The sequence below is a fragment of the Rhodococcus sp. FW305-130 genome (assembly GCF_058788335.1).
The window spans coordinates 548,292-563,350 of the sequence record NZ_JBYTAP010000003.1; the positions used below are offsets into that span (position 1 = coordinate 548,292).

Here is a 15,059-nt window from a genome sequence, read left to right on the forward strand (position 1 = left end):
GTGAACGCAAACAGGGGGCGTGCGGAGCGAGCTTCGAGGATGAACAAACCCATCTCCGCCGACGCTCGGGCGGTGCACCCGGGCGTGCGCATCGCGGCGGAATGGTCGTGGCGCCTCATCGTGATCTTTGCCGGGCTACTGGTTCTCGGATATGTGGTTCTGCGCCTCGAGACCGTGCTCATCCCGGTGGGGCTGGCTCTACTGGCATCGGCTCTGTTGATTCCGGTTGTCGATCGGCTACAGGTGTGGGGTGTTCCTCGCTCGGCAGCCGTGATCGTCGTTCTGCTTGCCTCGATCGGACTGGTCGCGGGAATCATGACGTTTGTCGTCGAGCAGTTCATCGACGGGTTGCCCCAGCTCACCGACCAGTTCACGGCCAGTGTCACGCAGATTCAGAACTGGCTCACCAGCGGACCGCTGCATTTCAGTGAGGACCAGATCCGCCAGGCTGGTGATTCGGTCGTCAAGTCGGTGCAATCCAATCGTGAGTCCCTGACCAGCGGCGCCTTGACCACAGCGACGGTCATCGGCGAGATCTTCACCGGGGCATTGCTGACGCTGTTCACTCTCATCTTCTTCCTCTACGGCGGCGACCAGATCTGGCAGTTCGTCACCCGGATCGTTCCCACCGACGCTCGTCGTCGCGTGCGGATCGCCGGTTCTGCAGGTTTCGGGTCGCTGATCGGTTACGTGCGGGCCACGGTCGCGGTTGCCGCCGCCGACGCGATCGGTATCGGTGCCGGCCTGGCGATTCTCGGGGTGCCGCTCGCCCTGCCGCTGGCGTCGTTGGTGTTCATCGGCGCGTTCATCCCGATCGTCGGTGCATTTCTGACCGGTTTTCTCGCGGTGCTTGTCGCTCTGGTCACGAAGGGTTTCCTGACGGCACTGATCGTCCTCGGCATCATCATCGGCGTCATGCAGCTCGAAGCGCACGTGATGCAACCGCTGTTGTTGGGTCGCGCTGTTCGCCTGCATCCGCTGGCAGTCGTTCTCGCCATTACAACGGGCATCGTCCTCGCCGGAATCGTCGGCGGGCTCTTGGCTGTTCCGATCGTCGCGGTCCTGAATACCGCCATTCGTTCCCTCCTCGCCGACGACCCGGATATCGCGTATGCCGAACTGCACGTCGAAGATCCGGAGACCCCACTGTTCCCCGCCGAACCCGACGAGCCGCGCGCCGAGCCTCGCATCGTGAACCCCACTCCTCCCGATGACTGAGCCCACCCGCCGTCGTCGGCTGCACTATCAGCCGACCGTTCGCGAGGCGTCGGGCGTCGACACCGATCCTGATGCCCCGCTGTGGCGGGCGGCGCAGGCATTTCGCCTTGTCACGCTGGTGTACGCGATCAGCTACCAGTTCGCTTCGGCCTCCGACTACACCAACTCCCGGCTCAGCTGGTTCTTCGTCGCTCTGATGGCCGTGTGGACCGGGGTGTCGGCACTGTTGCTCGGGACCTCCGGTGCGTTGTTCGGGAAGAAGCTGCCGAGGTACCAGGTGGTGATCGCCGATCAGGTGGTCGTCATCTTGCTGATGGCGTCGACGAGGCTGGTCTCCGACCACGAGTGGTATCAGAATCACCAGACGCTCCCCACCACGCTGTGGGCCACCAACGCGGTCATCTCCGCGGCAATTCTCGGCGGGCCGTGGCTCGGTATGGCGTCCGGAGTTGTCATTTCGGCGGCCAGCGCGATCATCCGCGATCAGGTCAACCTGGATCTCTGGCGCGATGCGACGGCTCCCGTTCTCGTATCGGTTGGTCTGGCGTTGGGCTTGGCCACCACCACCGCTCGGCGCTCGCATCGGCAACTCGAACAAGCCGTACGTCTGGCCGCGGCAACGGAAGAGCGCGAACGCTTGGCACGCGAAGTACACGACGGCGTTCTGCAGGTGCTGGCGATGGTGCGCCGGCGAGGAGCCGCACTCGGCGGCGAGGCAGCTGAGCTGGCCGCTCTGGCCGGCGAGCAGGAGGTCGCGTTGAGAATGCTGATTTCCGAGCAGGTTTCGGGTGCCGCGGCAGATGTCGGCGGACAGACAGTGGATCTGTGTCCGCTGCTGACCACGCAGGCCAGCACGTCGGTGTCGGTGTCGACGCCCGCGCATCCGGTCGTGATCGAGCGCGATCGAGCAATCGAACTGGCAGCCATCGTCGACAATGCCCTGTCCAATGTCGGGCTGCACGCCGGTCCTGCGGCGAAGGCGTACGTATTGCTCGAAGATCTGCCGGACGAGGTGATCGTCAGTGTCCGCGACGACGGCGTCGGAATCCCCGAAGGTCGCTTGGCGCAGGCCGAGGCCGAAGGCCGCATGGGAGTATCGAAGTCCATTCTCGGTCGAGTACAGGTGCTCGGCGGAACTGCAGTCCTGCAAACCGGGCCGGGGGAGGGCACCGAATGGGAGATCAACGTTCCGAAGGGGAAGAGTGAGCGTGGCTGACGAAAAGGGCGAGAATCCGGTGACGGTGATGGTCGTCGACGATCACCCGATGTGGCGCGACGGTGTCTCCCGGGACCTCGAAGCCGCCGGCTTCACCGTGAGCGCCACGGCGGAGGGCGTCGAGAGTGCGCGCCGCCGAGCCGCCGCCGTGCAACCGGCCGTGGTTCTGATGGACATGAACCTGCCGGACGGAAACGGTGCCGACGCCACCACCGCAGTGCTCGAGGTTTCGCCGAAGAGCAAGGTACTGGTGCTTTCGGCCTCCGCCGAGCGTGACGACGTCCTCGACGCGGTCAAAGCCGGAGCGTCGGGTTACCTGGTCAAGAGTGCTTCGGTGGCGGAACTACTCGAGGCCGTGCGAGCGACTTTCGACGGACAAGCTGTCTTCACACCCGGCCTCGCCGGATTGGTGCTCGGCGAGTACCGCCGGATGTCGACGGCACCGGCCGACGATCGCGCACCCGAGCTGCCTCGGCTCACCGACCGTGAGACCGAAGTGCTCCGTCTTGTCGCCAAGGGGCTGAGCGCAAAACAGATCGCCACGAGGCTCTCGCTCAGCCACCGGACCGTCGAAAACCATGTGCAGGCAACGCTTCGGAAGCTTCAGTTGGCCAATCGCGTCGAGCTCACGCGATACGCAATAGAACAAGGTCTCGAATAACGTTTATCCTGGAAATCATGGAGGCCAGGAATTTACGCGTATCCGATGCCGAACGAGAGCACGTCGGCGAGCTGCTGCAGAAAGCTGTCGGTCAAGGGATGCTCTCGCTCGGTGAGTTCACCGAGCGCATGGACACTGCCTTGGCTGCAAAGACGCGAGGTGAGCTCAACTCGGTTCTCGCCGATCTTCCGGGCATCACGCTGATCTCCGACTACGACCCACCCGCGTATCCCAATGCAGGTCAGCCGATGTACCAAGGCCAGCCGTATCCTGCGCCGACGTACCAACCCCAACCGCCGCCGGTTCACCCGAGCCTGCCTTACCGCGCACCCGTCGGGGCTCCGGTAGTCGGTAACTACGGAACGGCAAATGCTGCCGTAATCCGTGGACGAATGGCGACGGTGACGCGAAACGGCGCATGGATCGTTCCTCCCTCTGTCGTGGTCGATACCAGAATGTCCAGTGTGACTATCGACTTCACGCGCGCCGTGATGCAGACGCAGGTCGTGAACATCTCGATCGACGACTACGCCAGTTCGATTTCACTGATCGTTCCCGAAGAGGCGACGGTGGACATGAACGGTGTCGAAGCAGTCGGAGGAAGCGCGTCGAACAAGGTTCGTTCCGGCCCGCAGATGGGCCCGCTGCATCTGGTGGTGCACGGCAAGGTGCGATTCGGCAGTGTCACCGCGAAGCATCCCTTCGGTACCACGATCCGAAAGATGTTCGGCTCCTGACCTTTCAGTGATACGCGCGGGTCAACATCTCGGCGACGCACACGGGTTTGTCACCGTGTTCTCGTTCGAATGTCTGCGTCACCGTGATCTGGACGCCGCCATTGATCGGTTCGACTTTGCTCAACGTTGCACGCATGCGGACGCGAGAGCCAACCGGAAGCGGAGCAGGCAACCTGACCTTGTCGAATCCGCAGTTGAGAGCAAACGCAAAACCCTCGAGCGAGAACATCGCATACGAGAACATGGGTCCGAGTGAGAGCGTGTAGTTGCCGTGCGCGATCGTTCCACCGAACGGTGACTCCTTCGCGCGATCCACATCGACGTGAATCCACTGATCGTCGCCGGTGACCCGGGCGAACTCGTCGATGGACTCCTGCGTGACATCGTGCCAGTCGCTGACGCCCAACTCTTGGTTCAGGTTGGCGCTGAGGTCTTCTGCTCCGGTGAGTACAAGCATGAATCTTCCTTTGATCGGTAGGTGCTGGCAGTCGGTCAGTGACTTTCGATGCCGAATCCCACACCGTGCGTCTGTGCGATCTCGGCGGTGGCAACGAGATCGAATTCGATCCCGAAATCTGCTTCTACCCGCGCTGCAACCGATTCCGCGGCGGAACCTGCTTCGGCCAGAAGTTTCGGCATCAGTTCGAACAGGTCTTCCATCCCTCCGGGCGTGATGATTTCGAGAATCCGTGCTGGAGCGTCGTCGGGATTCCACACGGCGTGCCACTGGCCACGCGGTTTGAAGATCATGGCGCCAGTCTCCGCGTAGACGACCTCGTCTCCGACCATCGCTGCGACGCGGCCACTTTGAACCACCGTGTACTCGTCTTCGCGGCTGTGGCGATGGACCGGTGAGGTCATCGAATGCGGAGCGATGCGGTGTTGTACAAGAGAGAATCCTCCCTCGGTTTGTTTGCTTCGAACCATCATCCGGACGCCGGTGGCCGCGAGAGTCCCGGCAAGATCTACGTCCGGTCCGAGGACGGTCGTCGTGGTGTGGTTTGCGGAATTCGGTGACATCGATTTGGTCCTTTGCCGTCGTGAGCGTCGTTGGCTGCGCTCCGGTTTCAATTCTCGAATCATGTACCAATCGGTCTAGTGATGCAAGGTTTTGGCGATTTATGCACTTCAAGTGTTGTTGATATGTGTACTGATCGGTATGTTGAACTTATGTCTACGAGGGATTTGTTGGTCGATGCCGCTGCTGACTTGTTGCAGCGGAAGGGGTACGCGGGAACGGGTGTGTCGGAAGTGCTCTCGGCGAGCGCGACCACCAAGGGGTCCTTGTACTTTCACTTTCCCGGTGGCAAGGAAGAACTCGCAGGCGAGGCTCTGAGGCGACGCGGTGAGGCAATGGCCGATTTCATCCGGCATCTCCTGGAGAGCTCACCCGATGCCGCCACCGCGATCTCGGCATTTGCTGCCGCACTGGCTGCGCGTTTGTCGGATTCGGACTACGAACGTGGATGCGCCCTGGCCACGGCAACACTGGATGCCGCAACCGAATCCGAGGTCATCCGTGGTGCTTGTGCGGACGGGTACAACTCGTGGCTGGGGCTGCTGGCTCAGCGCCTCGAAGCCGACGGTTGGTCCCGCGAAGACGCAGAGTCCGAGGCAATTCTCGCTCTGTCCGCACTCGAGGGCGCGCTTGTCCTCGCTCGGGCGCGTCAGGATCCCGCTCCGCTTCACACTTCGGGTCGGTTGCTCTCCGAACGATTGCGGAATGCAGCGCCTCGGCGATAGTTCCCTGTCGGTCGATGATGCAGTCGGTCGATGGTGCCGTCAGTCGAAGGTGTCCTCAGTTGAATACGAGAACTCCCCAGGCTGATCGAGTAGTACTACTCATCTGATCGGTTCGGCCACGCAGCAAGCTCGTAGCCATGACCACACCGAGCTCTTCCGCCGTCGATCCGCGACTGGTGACCGCCCTGTCAGCCGAGTGCGACAGCATCGGCCGGCAGTTGCGCCACATGGGCCAGAACCTGTCGATCCTGCAGACTCAGCTGGCCTCGGCTACTGTGCCCCCGCCCATGCCGGTAGTTCCGGCACCCGCAGCTCCGGCGCCACAGATGCCGCCAATGCGTCCTCAGCAGAACGTGCCCACCTGGCAGCCGCCGACGTATCCGGTTGCCGCACCTCGCCAGCCCTGGTGGCAACGCGACGGTGTCATCAGTCGACTCCTGGCCGCCGCCGGTGTAGCCGTCACACTGATCGGCGTCGTGATGCTGCTGGTACTTGCAGCGCAGGCCGGATTCTTCGGACCGCCGCTGCGGGTGCTCGGTGGCGCACTCCTTTCCGGCGCCTTGGTGTTTGCCGGAGTACGGGTCCACGGACGACCAGGTGGCAAAGTGGGAGCGATTGCTCTGGCTGCCACCGGTTTTGCGGGAATGTACCTCGACGTCGTCGCTGCCTCTGTTCTCTACGGTTGGGTGACGACGCCGCTCGCGGTGGTGATTGCCTTCGGGATTGCCGCGGCCGGCGTTGCTTTGGGGGTGAAATGGGATTCCGAATCACTGGCGCTCATGATCGTTCTGGGCGCAGCGGTGCTGGCTCCCGTGTTGACGTCGGGAATATCGTTGACTCTCATCGGTTTCCTCTTCGCGATCCAGTCGGCGACGTTCTCCGCCCAACTCGGTCGTGACTGGAAGTACCTGGGCATGGCGCGCACAGTACCGGTGGTTCTCGCGCTGCTCGTAGCGATAGCGTCGGAGTCCATCTTCAGCGAATCCGGTAACAGTGCAGTGCAATTGGTGATCAGTGCCGGCGTGGTTGCAATAGTGGGCGCGGGCTGCGCGATGGCTATGCAGTGGACGGGTTCGCCCTCGCGCGGCGGAGTTGCAGGGGCGTGGTCCACCGCTACCTTTGTTGTCTCGTCCCTTCCGCTGATGAGCGTCGGGGCCGTGCTCGGGCGCACCGAATCCGCAGTGCTGTACGGAATTGCAGCGCTACTACTACTTTCCGCTGCAGCGGCAGCCAAGCCTTTGCCGACGCAACTGCGATTCGGACTGGGCGCAACCGGCGCTCTTGCATTGTTGCTGTGCTGCTTGTCCGGGGCGACGGAATCTCTGGTCGTACCGCTGGTCCTCACCGTCGGCATGATCTTCCTCGGAGTCTCGCTGTATGCGGGTTCGCGCTTCGTCTTCGCCCTCGGAACCGCCTTTGCGGCAATCGGATCGATCGGATACCTCACGACGGTTCCGCCGGAAGCGTTGACGACTGCCCGTGCCGCATCCATGCAACTCGGTGCGATCACGGCACTCTCGAGCCTGACGGCGATAGGTGCACTGGTGATGCTGGTGTGGGCGATTCACCGACTGAAGTTGATCGCCGATTCGAATGCAGCGGTTCTATGGGCGGCCGCAGGGTTCGGTGTCCTCTACGCGGTGACGTGTGCGCTCGTCTCGTCCGGCGTCGAAATCTTCGACAGTGCAACCGGATTTGTTGCCGGGCACAGCGTTGCAACCATCGTCTGGATGCTTGCCGCCACGTCAGCGCTGGTGCTCGGATTGAACAACCGTCAGCATGCTCGCGTTTTGCTCGGAGCTGGTCTTGCTCTCACCAGCGCGGCAGTGGCCAAGCTGTTCCTCTTCGACCTGGCCACGCTCAGTGGGCTGGTGCGCAGCGCTGCCTTCCTGGTGGTCGGCTTGCTGCTCCTGCTGGTCGGGACTCGTTATGCACGAGCCTTCGCCAGGCAGGAGCAGGTCAGCTCCGCTTCTGGATCATGAGTCAGCTTCGCTTCTGGCGAGCGATGAGCTCGCTGACACTGATGGCGCCTGCGTCGTCAGGTCGGTGCCTGCCGGTGGCGTTGTCGTCGCCGTCAGAGGCATCCGAGACTCGGGGCTCGGTGGGACGACGCTCCGGAGCGATCGGTGGAGGCGGCGACTGGGGGGTCGCCTCCACCGAGGTCGGGGCCGAGCCGTTTGTTGCAGCGCCGTTTGTTGCAGCGCCATTTGTTGCAGAACCGTTGGTAGCACCGTTTGCAGAGCCATTCCGGCTCGAGCCGTTGGTACCTGAACCGCTGCTTGCCGAACCGTTAGTACGCGAAGGCGTCCGCACCACCGGCAGCGGCCGTGAGGCCGGGGGAGTCTGTTCCCGAGCCCGCAGGTCCGACAACCAACTCTCGATGGGACGCTCGGCCGGCGCAGCGGGCGTCGGGTTTCTCCGCTTGTCGGTGGTGTTCGGTTGCGGTCGGTACGAAGGATTGGGGACCGGTGCCTCGATCAAGTTCTGGGGCGCGCTGGCTGCACTCCCGATATCGAGACGACGTCGCGGTGCCGGCTTCTCCGCGGCAGGTGTATCCGTGTTCGGTGCCTTGATCGTCATTTCGCTGAGCGGAATGGGCTCGGTGAGAGGATCGGGAACACGAGGTCCGCTTTCCGGCTGTGCAGCCGGGGCAGGCGGCGGCATGACCCGCGAGGCCGCTTCGATCTTGCGCGGCTGACCCGGTCCGGCGATCGCACCGACAGGCGCGATCTGCGGGACGTTTGCGAGCACAAGTTCGTTGTCGAGGATCGGCTCACCCAGCCCGATCTTCTGCTGGATCCGCTTCATCCAGGCCGGGGCCCACCAGCAGTCGTCGCCGAGCAGTTTCATGGTCGCGGGGACCAGGAACATTCGGATCAGTGTGGCGTCGATGATCAGCGCGGAGATCATGCCGTACGAGATGTACTTCATCATCACCAGATCGGACAGGCCGAATGCACCGGTGACCACGATCAGAATCAGTGCGGCAGCGGTGATGATCCGGCCGGTATGTGCCGTGCCGATTCGGATGGATTCGGTAGTACTTGCGCCCTGCGCTCGCGCTTCGACCATGCGGGAGAGCAGGAACACTTCGTAGTCGGTCGACAGGCCGTAGACGATCGCGATGATCAACACCAGGACGGGAGACATGATCGGTCCCGGCGTGAAGTTCAACAGACCGGAACCGTGCCCGTCGATGAAGATCCAGGTCAAGATTCCGAGCGTCGAACCCAGGCCGAGCGCGCTCATCAACGCAGCCTTGATGGGCAGGACGAGCGAACCGAACGTCAAGAACATCAGCAGCGTCGTCAGCAGGATGACGGATACGACCATCAGCGGCAGACGGTCGAGCAACGCATCGACGCTGTCCTGCTCGATGGCCGGAGTACCGCCGACGAGCACAGTTGTGCCCTCGGGCCAATCCGCGGATCGCAGATAGTCGATGGTGGGACGTGCCTCGTTGCGCTCGGTCAGACCGGCTTTGAGGACGTTGACACCGTCCTTGGTCGCAACCTCCGGGGTGAACTTCTCGACCAGACCCGGCGCAGCGTTTGCGGTCTTGGAAATCTGACCGAGAGTGGTGTTGTCCGCTCCCTCGATGACGAGTCGAACGGGCTCGGTGCGATTGCCCGGGAAGAGTTCGTCGAACTGCGCCTGCGCGACACGCGTGGGGCTGTCCGGGGGCAGGTACGTCTCGTTGATACCGCCGAACTTGATGCCCGTCAGCGGAATGATCATCAGCAGTAGAGCCGCGACGATCGGGACCGCGACCTTGAGCGGATGCTGCATGACCCAGCGGGTGAGCTTGCCCCAGAAACCGTTCTCGATTTCCTCGTTGGTCTTGGTCTGGCGCAGCTTCTTGAAGGTCAGCGCGTCGATCCGTTTGCCGAGAATGCCGAGAATCGCGGGAAGAATCGTGATGGACGAGATCGCGGCAAGCATGACGGCCGCAATGGCGCCGTAGGCCACCGATTTGAGGAAGCCCTGCGGGAACAACAGCAGACCGCCGAGGCTGACGGCAACCATGGTCGCCGAGAACATGACCGTTCTACCCGCCGTCATGACCGTTCGGCGTACTGCGGTCGGGGTGTCGTACCCCTCGGCTATCTCTTCTCGGAAACGGCTGACGATGAACAGTCCGTAGTCGATCGCGAGACCCAGGCCGACCAGAGAGACCACGGGCGCAACAAACGCGTTGACCTCGGTGAAGTTGGTGATCAGTCGAATGATGCCGTTGGCGCCGATGACGGTCAGACCGCCGACGATCAACGGGAGGGCTGCAGCGACGACGCCACCGAAGACGAAGAACAGCAGGACACCGACGGCGGGAATCGCGAGCATTTCCATGCGCTTGATGTCGTTGGCCATCGTGTCGTTGAGCGAATTCGCGACAGGTTGCAGGCCGGCGAGTTGCACGTCGACGCCGTCGATGTAGAACTGCGACTCGACGTCGCGGAAGTTGTTGGACACCGCGGTGTCGTTGTCGCCGGCGATCGCGATGCTGGTGACCGCGTGTTGCTTGGTCTTGTCCGCCAGGGCCGCCACCGAGAGACCGTTGTCGACCTTGAAGTACGAGCCGTTGATCTTCATGATCTGGTCGGGGTTGTCGGCGACGAGCCGCTGCAGATTGTCGATGACCTTCGCTTGGAACTCGGGGTCGTCGACGGTCTTGCCCTCCGGCGCCGTGTACAGCGCCAGAACGTCACCCGTCGTGCTGCGTCCGAACGTGCCGTCAGCGAGTTTTGCAGCCTCTACCGATTCCGACCCCGGATCGTCCCAGCCGCTCTGGCTGAGATGATCCTGCAGGCTCAGGCCGTACGCAGCGAGCCCGAGGAGCCCCGCCACCATGACAGCGATGACGGTGAAGCGGGCTCGATAGACGATGCTTCCCCAGCTGGCGAACACTGATCAACTCCTACTCGGCAACACTTTTTCGCCCGATGAGCAGGGCAGAAAGCGGTCGGAACGGCTGCAACCAGGCGCCCTCGTCGGGCAGGGTGTCCAGGCTTACCCGTGGCAGAGGCTCACGGAAGACACCTGGGATGTCCTCGAGATCGACGAAGTCCAAGATATCGGACGACACAGCCCAGCTGGCGTGTTCACGGAACCCGAGAACCTGGACCGGGATACCGGTTGCTGCGATGTCCTCGAGAGGTTCGCGGAACGCTTGGCCGTCGGCGGACGCGACCATGATTCCGGCGAGGCCCTCGCCGTACCGGAGCGCGATGTGCTCGAGCATGTCCGAATCGACATCGCTGTCTTCATCGACCTTCGGCTTGGCGAACACCGCGAAACCCACGTTACGCAAGGCTTCGACCCAAGGACGAACGACGTCGGCGCTGCCGGACGCGATGTTGGTGAAGACGGTCGCTTCAGGCTCGAGCGTGCCGCTGTTCTGTGCGGACAGTTCGGCGGTGCGAGAGAGCAGCCAACGACCCAAAGCGTCGAATCGTGGCCGGTAGGCGGCGGTAGGCCGGCCACCGAGGATGGCGCCGAGGCCCATGTCGAGGTTGGGGGCGTCCCAGACCAGAAGCACCCGCTTGGGGTGGCGGGAGTCACGACCGAAGTCGAGAGGAGATTCCGACGACGTCACGTCGTCGGATAGCTGTTCGCTGACGCTCATGCTCTGATCTTCCCCCATATAAGCTCGGTGATTGCACTACCGACCTTATGGGCTTTGTCCTCGAACTTGGTGACCGGACGCTCGTGGGTCATCGGAGACTCCCAGTCGAGTGCGGTCAGCAGTGGCTCGGCATTGCCGGCTTCTTCGATCCATTCGGCGTACTCGGCGTGATCGGTTGCCACGTGCAGGACTCCGCCGGGCTTGAGGCGGTTGGCGATCAGCGCGAACGTCGGCCCCTGCAGGAGGCGACGCTTGTGATGGCGGGCCTTGGGCCACGGGTCCGGGAAGAACACCCGGACGCCCGTCAGGGACTCGGGGGCGACCATGTTCTCGAGTACGTCCATCGCGTCACCGCGTAGTACGCGGACGTTGGGAATCTCTTCACGCTCGACCTGCTGGAGAAGTTGCGCGAGCCCCGGGCGGTACACCTCGATCGCGATCAGGTTCACGTGCGGTTCCGCCTTGGCCATAGCGGCCGTCGCGGTGCCGGTACCCGAACCGATCTCGATGATCAGGGGTGCCTCGCGTCCGAACCAGGCGTTCGCGTCGAGCGGTGTGTCCGAGACGTCGGCGCCGATGAGCGGCCACTGACGGTCCCAAGCCTGCTGCTGCGCGTCGGTCAGCGCACCCCGGCGAGAGCGAAAGCTGGTCACTCTCGGATGGAGACGGGACCCCTTGGCGTGGTCCGTCTGCCCCGTGTCAGGGGTCTGCGGTGCATGCTGATCGGCTTCGTTCACGAACCCATTGTCACGCATGACCCCCGTTTAGCGCAGACGGGTCTGAAGTTTGAGTTGAGACTTTCTGCGGAAAGTCCTGAAACAGCCGACTTCGGACAGCTAGCGAAAGAGTGGTGTCACCTGCCGTCCTTGCCGAGAACCTGACAGAATCTCACCGACACGATGGGGACGTGGGGTGGGGATGAACACAGGATTTGCATGCAGTAATTGGTCACGAATGTTGCCCGCAGAATCGATCGACGACGCCTGCGCGGAGCCGATCGACCACTTGCGCGCTCTGGCATATCGGCTGACGTCGATCGATTCGGGAGCCGCAGAGGCGGTTCACTCGGTGCTCGGATCGCTGAGCGCGCCGCTCGAATTGGTGGTCGCCGGGCGAGCCGGGGTGGGGCGGTCGTCGTTGGCGCGGATCCTGGGGCGCGACGACCGGTTCTCGCACAGAGTCGTCGGCGCACCGGTTGTGGTGACCGAGTCACGCGCGTTCGACGTCCCTGGAACGCCGAACCCCGATCTGGGTCGTCGTTGCGTTGTCTACGTGGTGGTCGACGCGGTCCGCGACGTCGACGGCCGAGCCATTGCCCGAGTTTCCGATCGTGTGGTCGTCGCTGCGAACAAGGCTGACTTGTTCGGGCCGCGCTGGGACGAGGCGCTGGGACGGGCCGCGGAGATCTCGGAGACCGTCGGCGTGCCCACGGTTCCGGTGGAGACACTGACCGGGCGCGGCGTCGAAGAATTGTTCGAGGCTCTCGGACCTGTTCTGGAGGCGCAGTGGTGGGGCCGGGTCGAGCAGATCGGCCCGGCGCTGAGGCGGTCTGCCTCGCGCAGCGCTGCGGGCAGGGACGAGATCGAGTTGTATCTGAGTTCGGACTCCGCGGTGCTGTTCGGCGCCGCGGCGGCGATGATGAGCCCCGAAATTCGAGCCCTGCGTCAAGGCGAGCCTCCCGATCCTCGTACCGCCGACGACGCGGGCACATGCAGCCGGTGGTGGGGCGAGCTCGTGGACGGGTCGGAACAGGCTCCGCAACAAAGGGTCTCACTGATTCGCCGCGGGTATGTGCGTCGGTGGGCGCAGCTCGGGGGCGATCGCTCCGCTCCGGCGGTGACCGATGGATAGCGTTTCGGTACTTCCGGATTCGGTGCTGCGCGTGGTGCAGCGATGGAATCCGGCATCCGATCCGGGTCGCCAGGTCGCCGCCGAAACATCCAGTGGCACTAGAATTTACGTTGTCGGCCCACCGAGGTGTGGACGGGAAGACGTCGCCCGGATGTTCAATGCTTCGGATGCCTGTTCGACAGTGACACGCGAGGTGGACGCCGACGTCGTACTTCTGGTCGTCGACGCCGCCAGTGTGATCGGACGCGAGGATCTTCTTCTTCTCGACGACGCTGCAGAGAGCGGAATCCCGGTGGTGGTCGCGCTGACCCGCATCGACGTCTACCGAGACTGGCAGGCGGTGCGCCGGCGTGATGCCGAGATTCTTGCTTCGCACTGCACCGCTTTTGCTCAGGCCCCGGTGGTCCCGATTGCGCCTGGTCAAGAGCAGTCGCTCGTTGCCGTCGTGAGCCGGGCGGCACGGGAGAGGGAAGCAGGCGGTTCGGATTCCGGTGTCATCGCGCAGACGCGCCGGATGATCGAGATAGAGATCAGGAATCTGCGTGACAGTGTTCCAGGTGCCGAACTGCGGGCCGAGCGATCACAGCTGCTCGCAGACCGTGACGGCCGGCGAGGCGAACGCCTGGTGCAGGTGCGAAGCCGACTGCAGCGAGCGCGCGGGGATCTGTCACAACAAATCGCCGAGGCAACCCGGGCTACGGTCGCGGGGGCACGTGCCTGGGTCGATGCGGCCTCGCGAGCCGAATTGGGCAGCGTGCCGACGCGACTGCAGCACGAGGTCGACCACCACACCCGGGTGTTCGATGCCGCGATGGCGGCAGCGGTGGAAGTGGCGGGCACGATCGGATACATGCCTTCCCCACGGATTCCGGAGGGCCCGCCGCGCCGTCAGCGCGGAAACGAGGACCGGGTGACAATTCTTGTCGGCGCGTCCGCGGGTCTCGGCCTCGGCCGTATCGCGGTGACTCCGCTGGAGATGATTCCGGCCCTGGAGTTCGCGAGTATCCCCGTGACGTTGGTTCTGGGTGGCGCCGCGGCGTGGTGGTTGGCGCGAACTCGCGGGCTGACGGCGGATCGTGCCTACTCGAGGTCGTGGATCGTCGAATCGATGTCGACGGTTCGCGCACAGTGGGAGCAGCGAGTCCAGAGTGTTCTGCTCGAGGCCGAGGCGGATCTGGGAGCGGCGATCATGGCGGAGAGCCGCGAGCAGGTGGCGTCGGCGCAGGCCCGAATCGTGGAGATCGACGGTGAACTTCGTGAGCTTGCCGCGGCCAGATCAGGGCAACTGGCGTCGTGCGAGCGCGACCTCGCCGTTTTGAACGCCGCCTACTGACATTCCGCGAGTGCAGAGTTCTCCACAGCGCCGCAATTTCGGCCTCGACTGATCGTCGGGGTCTGGTAATACTGAGCGGACGGTTTCGGTAGGGGTTGCCGAAGCAGTAGGTCACCATCCAGTAGGGGGAGTAATGGACGCATTTCTGATCACGGCCGGACACATCGACGGGCACGAAGCCGAAGCGCTCGATCCTGGGCGTATCGAGCCCGAGACCTTCGGGCCCTCGTCGGGACCGGTCGATGCCGGCGACCTGAACTTCGACGCCTTCGACTTGGACGGTGACGGAACGGTCGACAGCCGTGTCGTCCACTCCGACGACGACGTCGTGATCGTGTCCGATTTCGATCGCGACGGTAGCGCCGATCGCCTCACGATGATCGAGTCGGACGGCGACTACTCGGCCTGGGAATGCAGTCGAGACGACGAAGGCGCCCTCGTGTGGCAGAAAATCGATGCCGGAGCGCTCTGAAAAGGTTCCGTTTATGTGCTCTGAGCGCCGGGTAGGCACCTGAACACACCAACTGAATCGTTTCTGTGACATTTCTGACCGCACCCGATTACCTGCAGGTGAACAGCCAGCGTTAACCTCAATACATAGGACACCCGGCGTCCGTGAAATCCACGTGAGTGGATGACGCGGCTGGACCCCGTCGAGAGGGGGACACCGGGATCGA

14 protein-coding genes are annotated in these 15,059 nt (G+C 63.4%); 9 read left to right on the forward strand and 5 right to left on the reverse strand.

The genetic code is table 11. From position 1 onward, the window contains the following. Positions 1-39: 39 nt before the first annotated feature. From AC3WQS_RS12500 to AC3WQS_RS12515, 4 genes are read left to right on the forward strand one after another with little or no spacing between them, the layout of a single operon-like run. Positions 40-1,218: an AI-2E family transporter gene (locus AC3WQS_RS12500; RefSeq protein WP_019747101.1), complete on the forward strand. Its 1,179-nt coding sequence runs from the start codon at positions 40-42 to the stop codon at positions 1,216-1,218. Next, positions 1,211-2,434 carry a MacS family sensor histidine kinase gene (macS, locus tag AC3WQS_RS12505; protein ID WP_003945490.1) on the forward strand — a complete coding sequence of 408 codons (1,224 nt, stop codon included), beginning with the start codon at positions 1,211-1,213 and terminating at the stop codon, positions 2,432-2,434. The genes AC3WQS_RS12500 and macS overlap by 8 nt, the downstream gene beginning before the upstream one ends. 28 nt (positions 2,435-2,462) lie before the next feature. Next, a complete protein-coding gene (locus tag AC3WQS_RS12510; RefSeq protein WP_047269712.1) occupies positions 2,463-3,095 on the forward strand; it encodes a response regulator in 633 nt (210 codons plus the stop codon). Positions 3,096-3,112: 17 nt separating this feature from the next. Then, on the forward strand, positions 3,113-3,832 hold the full coding sequence (locus tag AC3WQS_RS12515) for a DUF1707 SHOCT-like domain-containing protein (RefSeq protein WP_042950911.1): 720 nt from the start codon (positions 3,113-3,115) through the stop codon (positions 3,830-3,832). A 4-nt stretch (positions 3,833-3,836) separates the two neighbouring features. Here AC3WQS_RS12515 and AC3WQS_RS12520 read toward each other — a convergent pair whose 3' ends face one another. Together AC3WQS_RS12520 and AC3WQS_RS12525 are read right to left on the reverse strand one after the other, a co-directional pair. Continuing rightward, the gene (locus AC3WQS_RS12520) at positions 3,837-4,289 is read right to left on the reverse strand and encodes a MaoC family dehydratase (RefSeq protein ID WP_019747104.1); all 453 of its coding nucleotides are present in this window, start codon (positions 4,287-4,289) and stop codon (positions 3,837-3,839) included. A 35-nt stretch (positions 4,290-4,324) separates the two neighbouring features. Next, positions 4,325-4,852: a cupin domain-containing protein gene (locus AC3WQS_RS12525; RefSeq protein ID WP_020968577.1), complete on the reverse strand. Its 528-nt coding sequence runs from the start codon at positions 4,850-4,852 to the stop codon at positions 4,325-4,327. 150 nt (positions 4,853-5,002) lie between these two features. Here AC3WQS_RS12525 and AC3WQS_RS12530 point away from each other — a divergent pair, with 150 nt between their 5' ends. Next, complete coding sequence (locus AC3WQS_RS12530) at positions 5,003-5,575, forward strand: TetR/AcrR family transcriptional regulator (RefSeq protein WP_019747106.1); 573 nt, start codon at positions 5,003-5,005, stop codon at positions 5,573-5,575. A 137-nt stretch (positions 5,576-5,712) separates the two neighbouring features. After that, complete coding sequence (locus AC3WQS_RS12535) at positions 5,713-7,557, forward strand: DUF2339 domain-containing protein (protein ID WP_492712669.1); 1,845 nt, start codon at positions 5,713-5,715, stop codon at positions 7,555-7,557. 1 nt (position 7,558) lies between these two features. On the opposite strand, the gene AC3WQS_RS12540 is transcribed toward AC3WQS_RS12535, so the two are convergent. From AC3WQS_RS12540 to trmB, 3 genes are read right to left on the reverse strand one after another with little or no spacing between them, the layout of a single operon-like run. Next, a complete protein-coding gene (locus AC3WQS_RS12540; protein ID WP_021343022.1) occupies positions 7,559-10,480 on the reverse strand; it encodes an MMPL family transporter in 2,922 nt (973 codons plus the stop codon). A 10-nt stretch (positions 10,481-10,490) separates the two neighbouring features. Then, positions 10,491-11,198, reverse strand: a complete 708-nt coding sequence (locus AC3WQS_RS12545; RefSeq protein ID WP_003945733.1) for an NYN domain-containing protein — start codon at positions 11,196-11,198, stop codon at positions 10,491-10,493. After that, positions 11,195-11,953: a tRNA (guanosine(46)-N7)-methyltransferase TrmB gene (gene trmB, locus AC3WQS_RS12550; RefSeq protein ID WP_019747110.1), complete on the reverse strand. Its 759-nt coding sequence runs from the start codon at positions 11,951-11,953 to the stop codon at positions 11,195-11,197. The genes AC3WQS_RS12545 and trmB overlap by 4 nt, the downstream gene beginning before the upstream one ends. 199 nt (positions 11,954-12,152) lie before the next feature. Between trmB and AC3WQS_RS12555 the strand changes: the two genes are divergently transcribed. The 3 genes from AC3WQS_RS12555 to AC3WQS_RS12565 all read left to right on the forward strand — a co-directional run bounded on the left by AC3WQS_RS12555 (position 12,153) and on the right by AC3WQS_RS12565 (position 14,854). Next, entirely contained in the window at positions 12,153-13,049 is an 897-nt protein-coding gene (locus AC3WQS_RS12555; protein WP_029254575.1) for a GTPase domain-containing protein, read from the forward strand. Further along, positions 13,042-14,382 (forward strand): hypothetical protein, encoded by a 1,341-nt coding sequence (locus AC3WQS_RS12560; RefSeq protein ID WP_438472989.1) that lies wholly within the window; start codon positions 13,042-13,044, stop codon positions 14,380-14,382. Before AC3WQS_RS12555 ends, AC3WQS_RS12560 begins: the two co-directional genes overlap by 8 nt. 133 nt (positions 14,383-14,515) lie before the next feature. After that, positions 14,516-14,854: a DUF6802 family protein gene (locus tag AC3WQS_RS12565; protein ID WP_021333139.1), complete on the forward strand. Its 339-nt coding sequence runs from the start codon at positions 14,516-14,518 to the stop codon at positions 14,852-14,854. Positions 14,855-15,059 lie beyond the last annotated feature (205 nt).

What these genes read in the sequence shown, in the direction of transcription:
- AC3WQS_RS12500 (WP_019747101.1), top strand. Translation starts at nt 40, where the DNA reads ATGAACAAACCCATCTCCGCCGACGCTCGGGCGGTGCACCCGGGCGTG.
- macS (WP_003945490.1), top strand. Translation starts at nt 1,211, where the DNA reads ATGACTGAGCCCACCCGCCGTCGTCGGCTGCACTATCAGCCGACCGTT.
- AC3WQS_RS12510 (WP_047269712.1), top strand. Translation starts at nt 2,463, where the DNA reads ATGGTCGTCGACGATCACCCGATGTGGCGCGACGGTGTCTCCCGGGAC.
- AC3WQS_RS12515 (WP_042950911.1), top strand. Translation starts at nt 3,113, where the DNA reads ATGGAGGCCAGGAATTTACGCGTATCCGATGCCGAACGAGAGCACGTC.
- AC3WQS_RS12520 (WP_019747104.1), bottom strand. Translation starts at nt 4,289, where the DNA reads ATGCTTGTACTCACCGGAGCAGAAGACCTCAGCGCCAACCTGAACCAA.
- AC3WQS_RS12525 (WP_020968577.1), bottom strand. Translation starts at nt 4,852, where the DNA reads ATGTCACCGAATTCCGCAAACCACACCACGACGACCGTCCTCGGACCG.
- AC3WQS_RS12530 (WP_019747106.1), top strand. Translation starts at nt 5,003, where the DNA reads ATGTCTACGAGGGATTTGTTGGTCGATGCCGCTGCTGACTTGTTGCAG.
- AC3WQS_RS12535 (WP_492712669.1), top strand. Translation starts at nt 5,713, where the DNA reads ATGACCACACCGAGCTCTTCCGCCGTCGATCCGCGACTGGTGACCGCC.
- AC3WQS_RS12545 (WP_003945733.1), bottom strand. Translation starts at nt 11,198, where the DNA reads ATGAGCGTCAGCGAACAGCTATCCGACGACGTGACGTCGTCGGAATCT.
- trmB (WP_019747110.1), bottom strand. Translation starts at nt 11,953, where the DNA reads ATGCGTGACAATGGGTTCGTGAACGAAGCCGATCAGCATGCACCGCAG.
- AC3WQS_RS12555 (WP_029254575.1), top strand. Translation starts at nt 12,153, where the DNA reads ATGTTGCCCGCAGAATCGATCGACGACGCCTGCGCGGAGCCGATCGAC.
- AC3WQS_RS12560 (WP_438472989.1), top strand. Translation starts at nt 13,042, where the DNA reads ATGGATAGCGTTTCGGTACTTCCGGATTCGGTGCTGCGCGTGGTGCAG.
- AC3WQS_RS12565 (WP_021333139.1), top strand. Translation starts at nt 14,516, where the DNA reads ATGGACGCATTTCTGATCACGGCCGGACACATCGACGGGCACGAAGCC.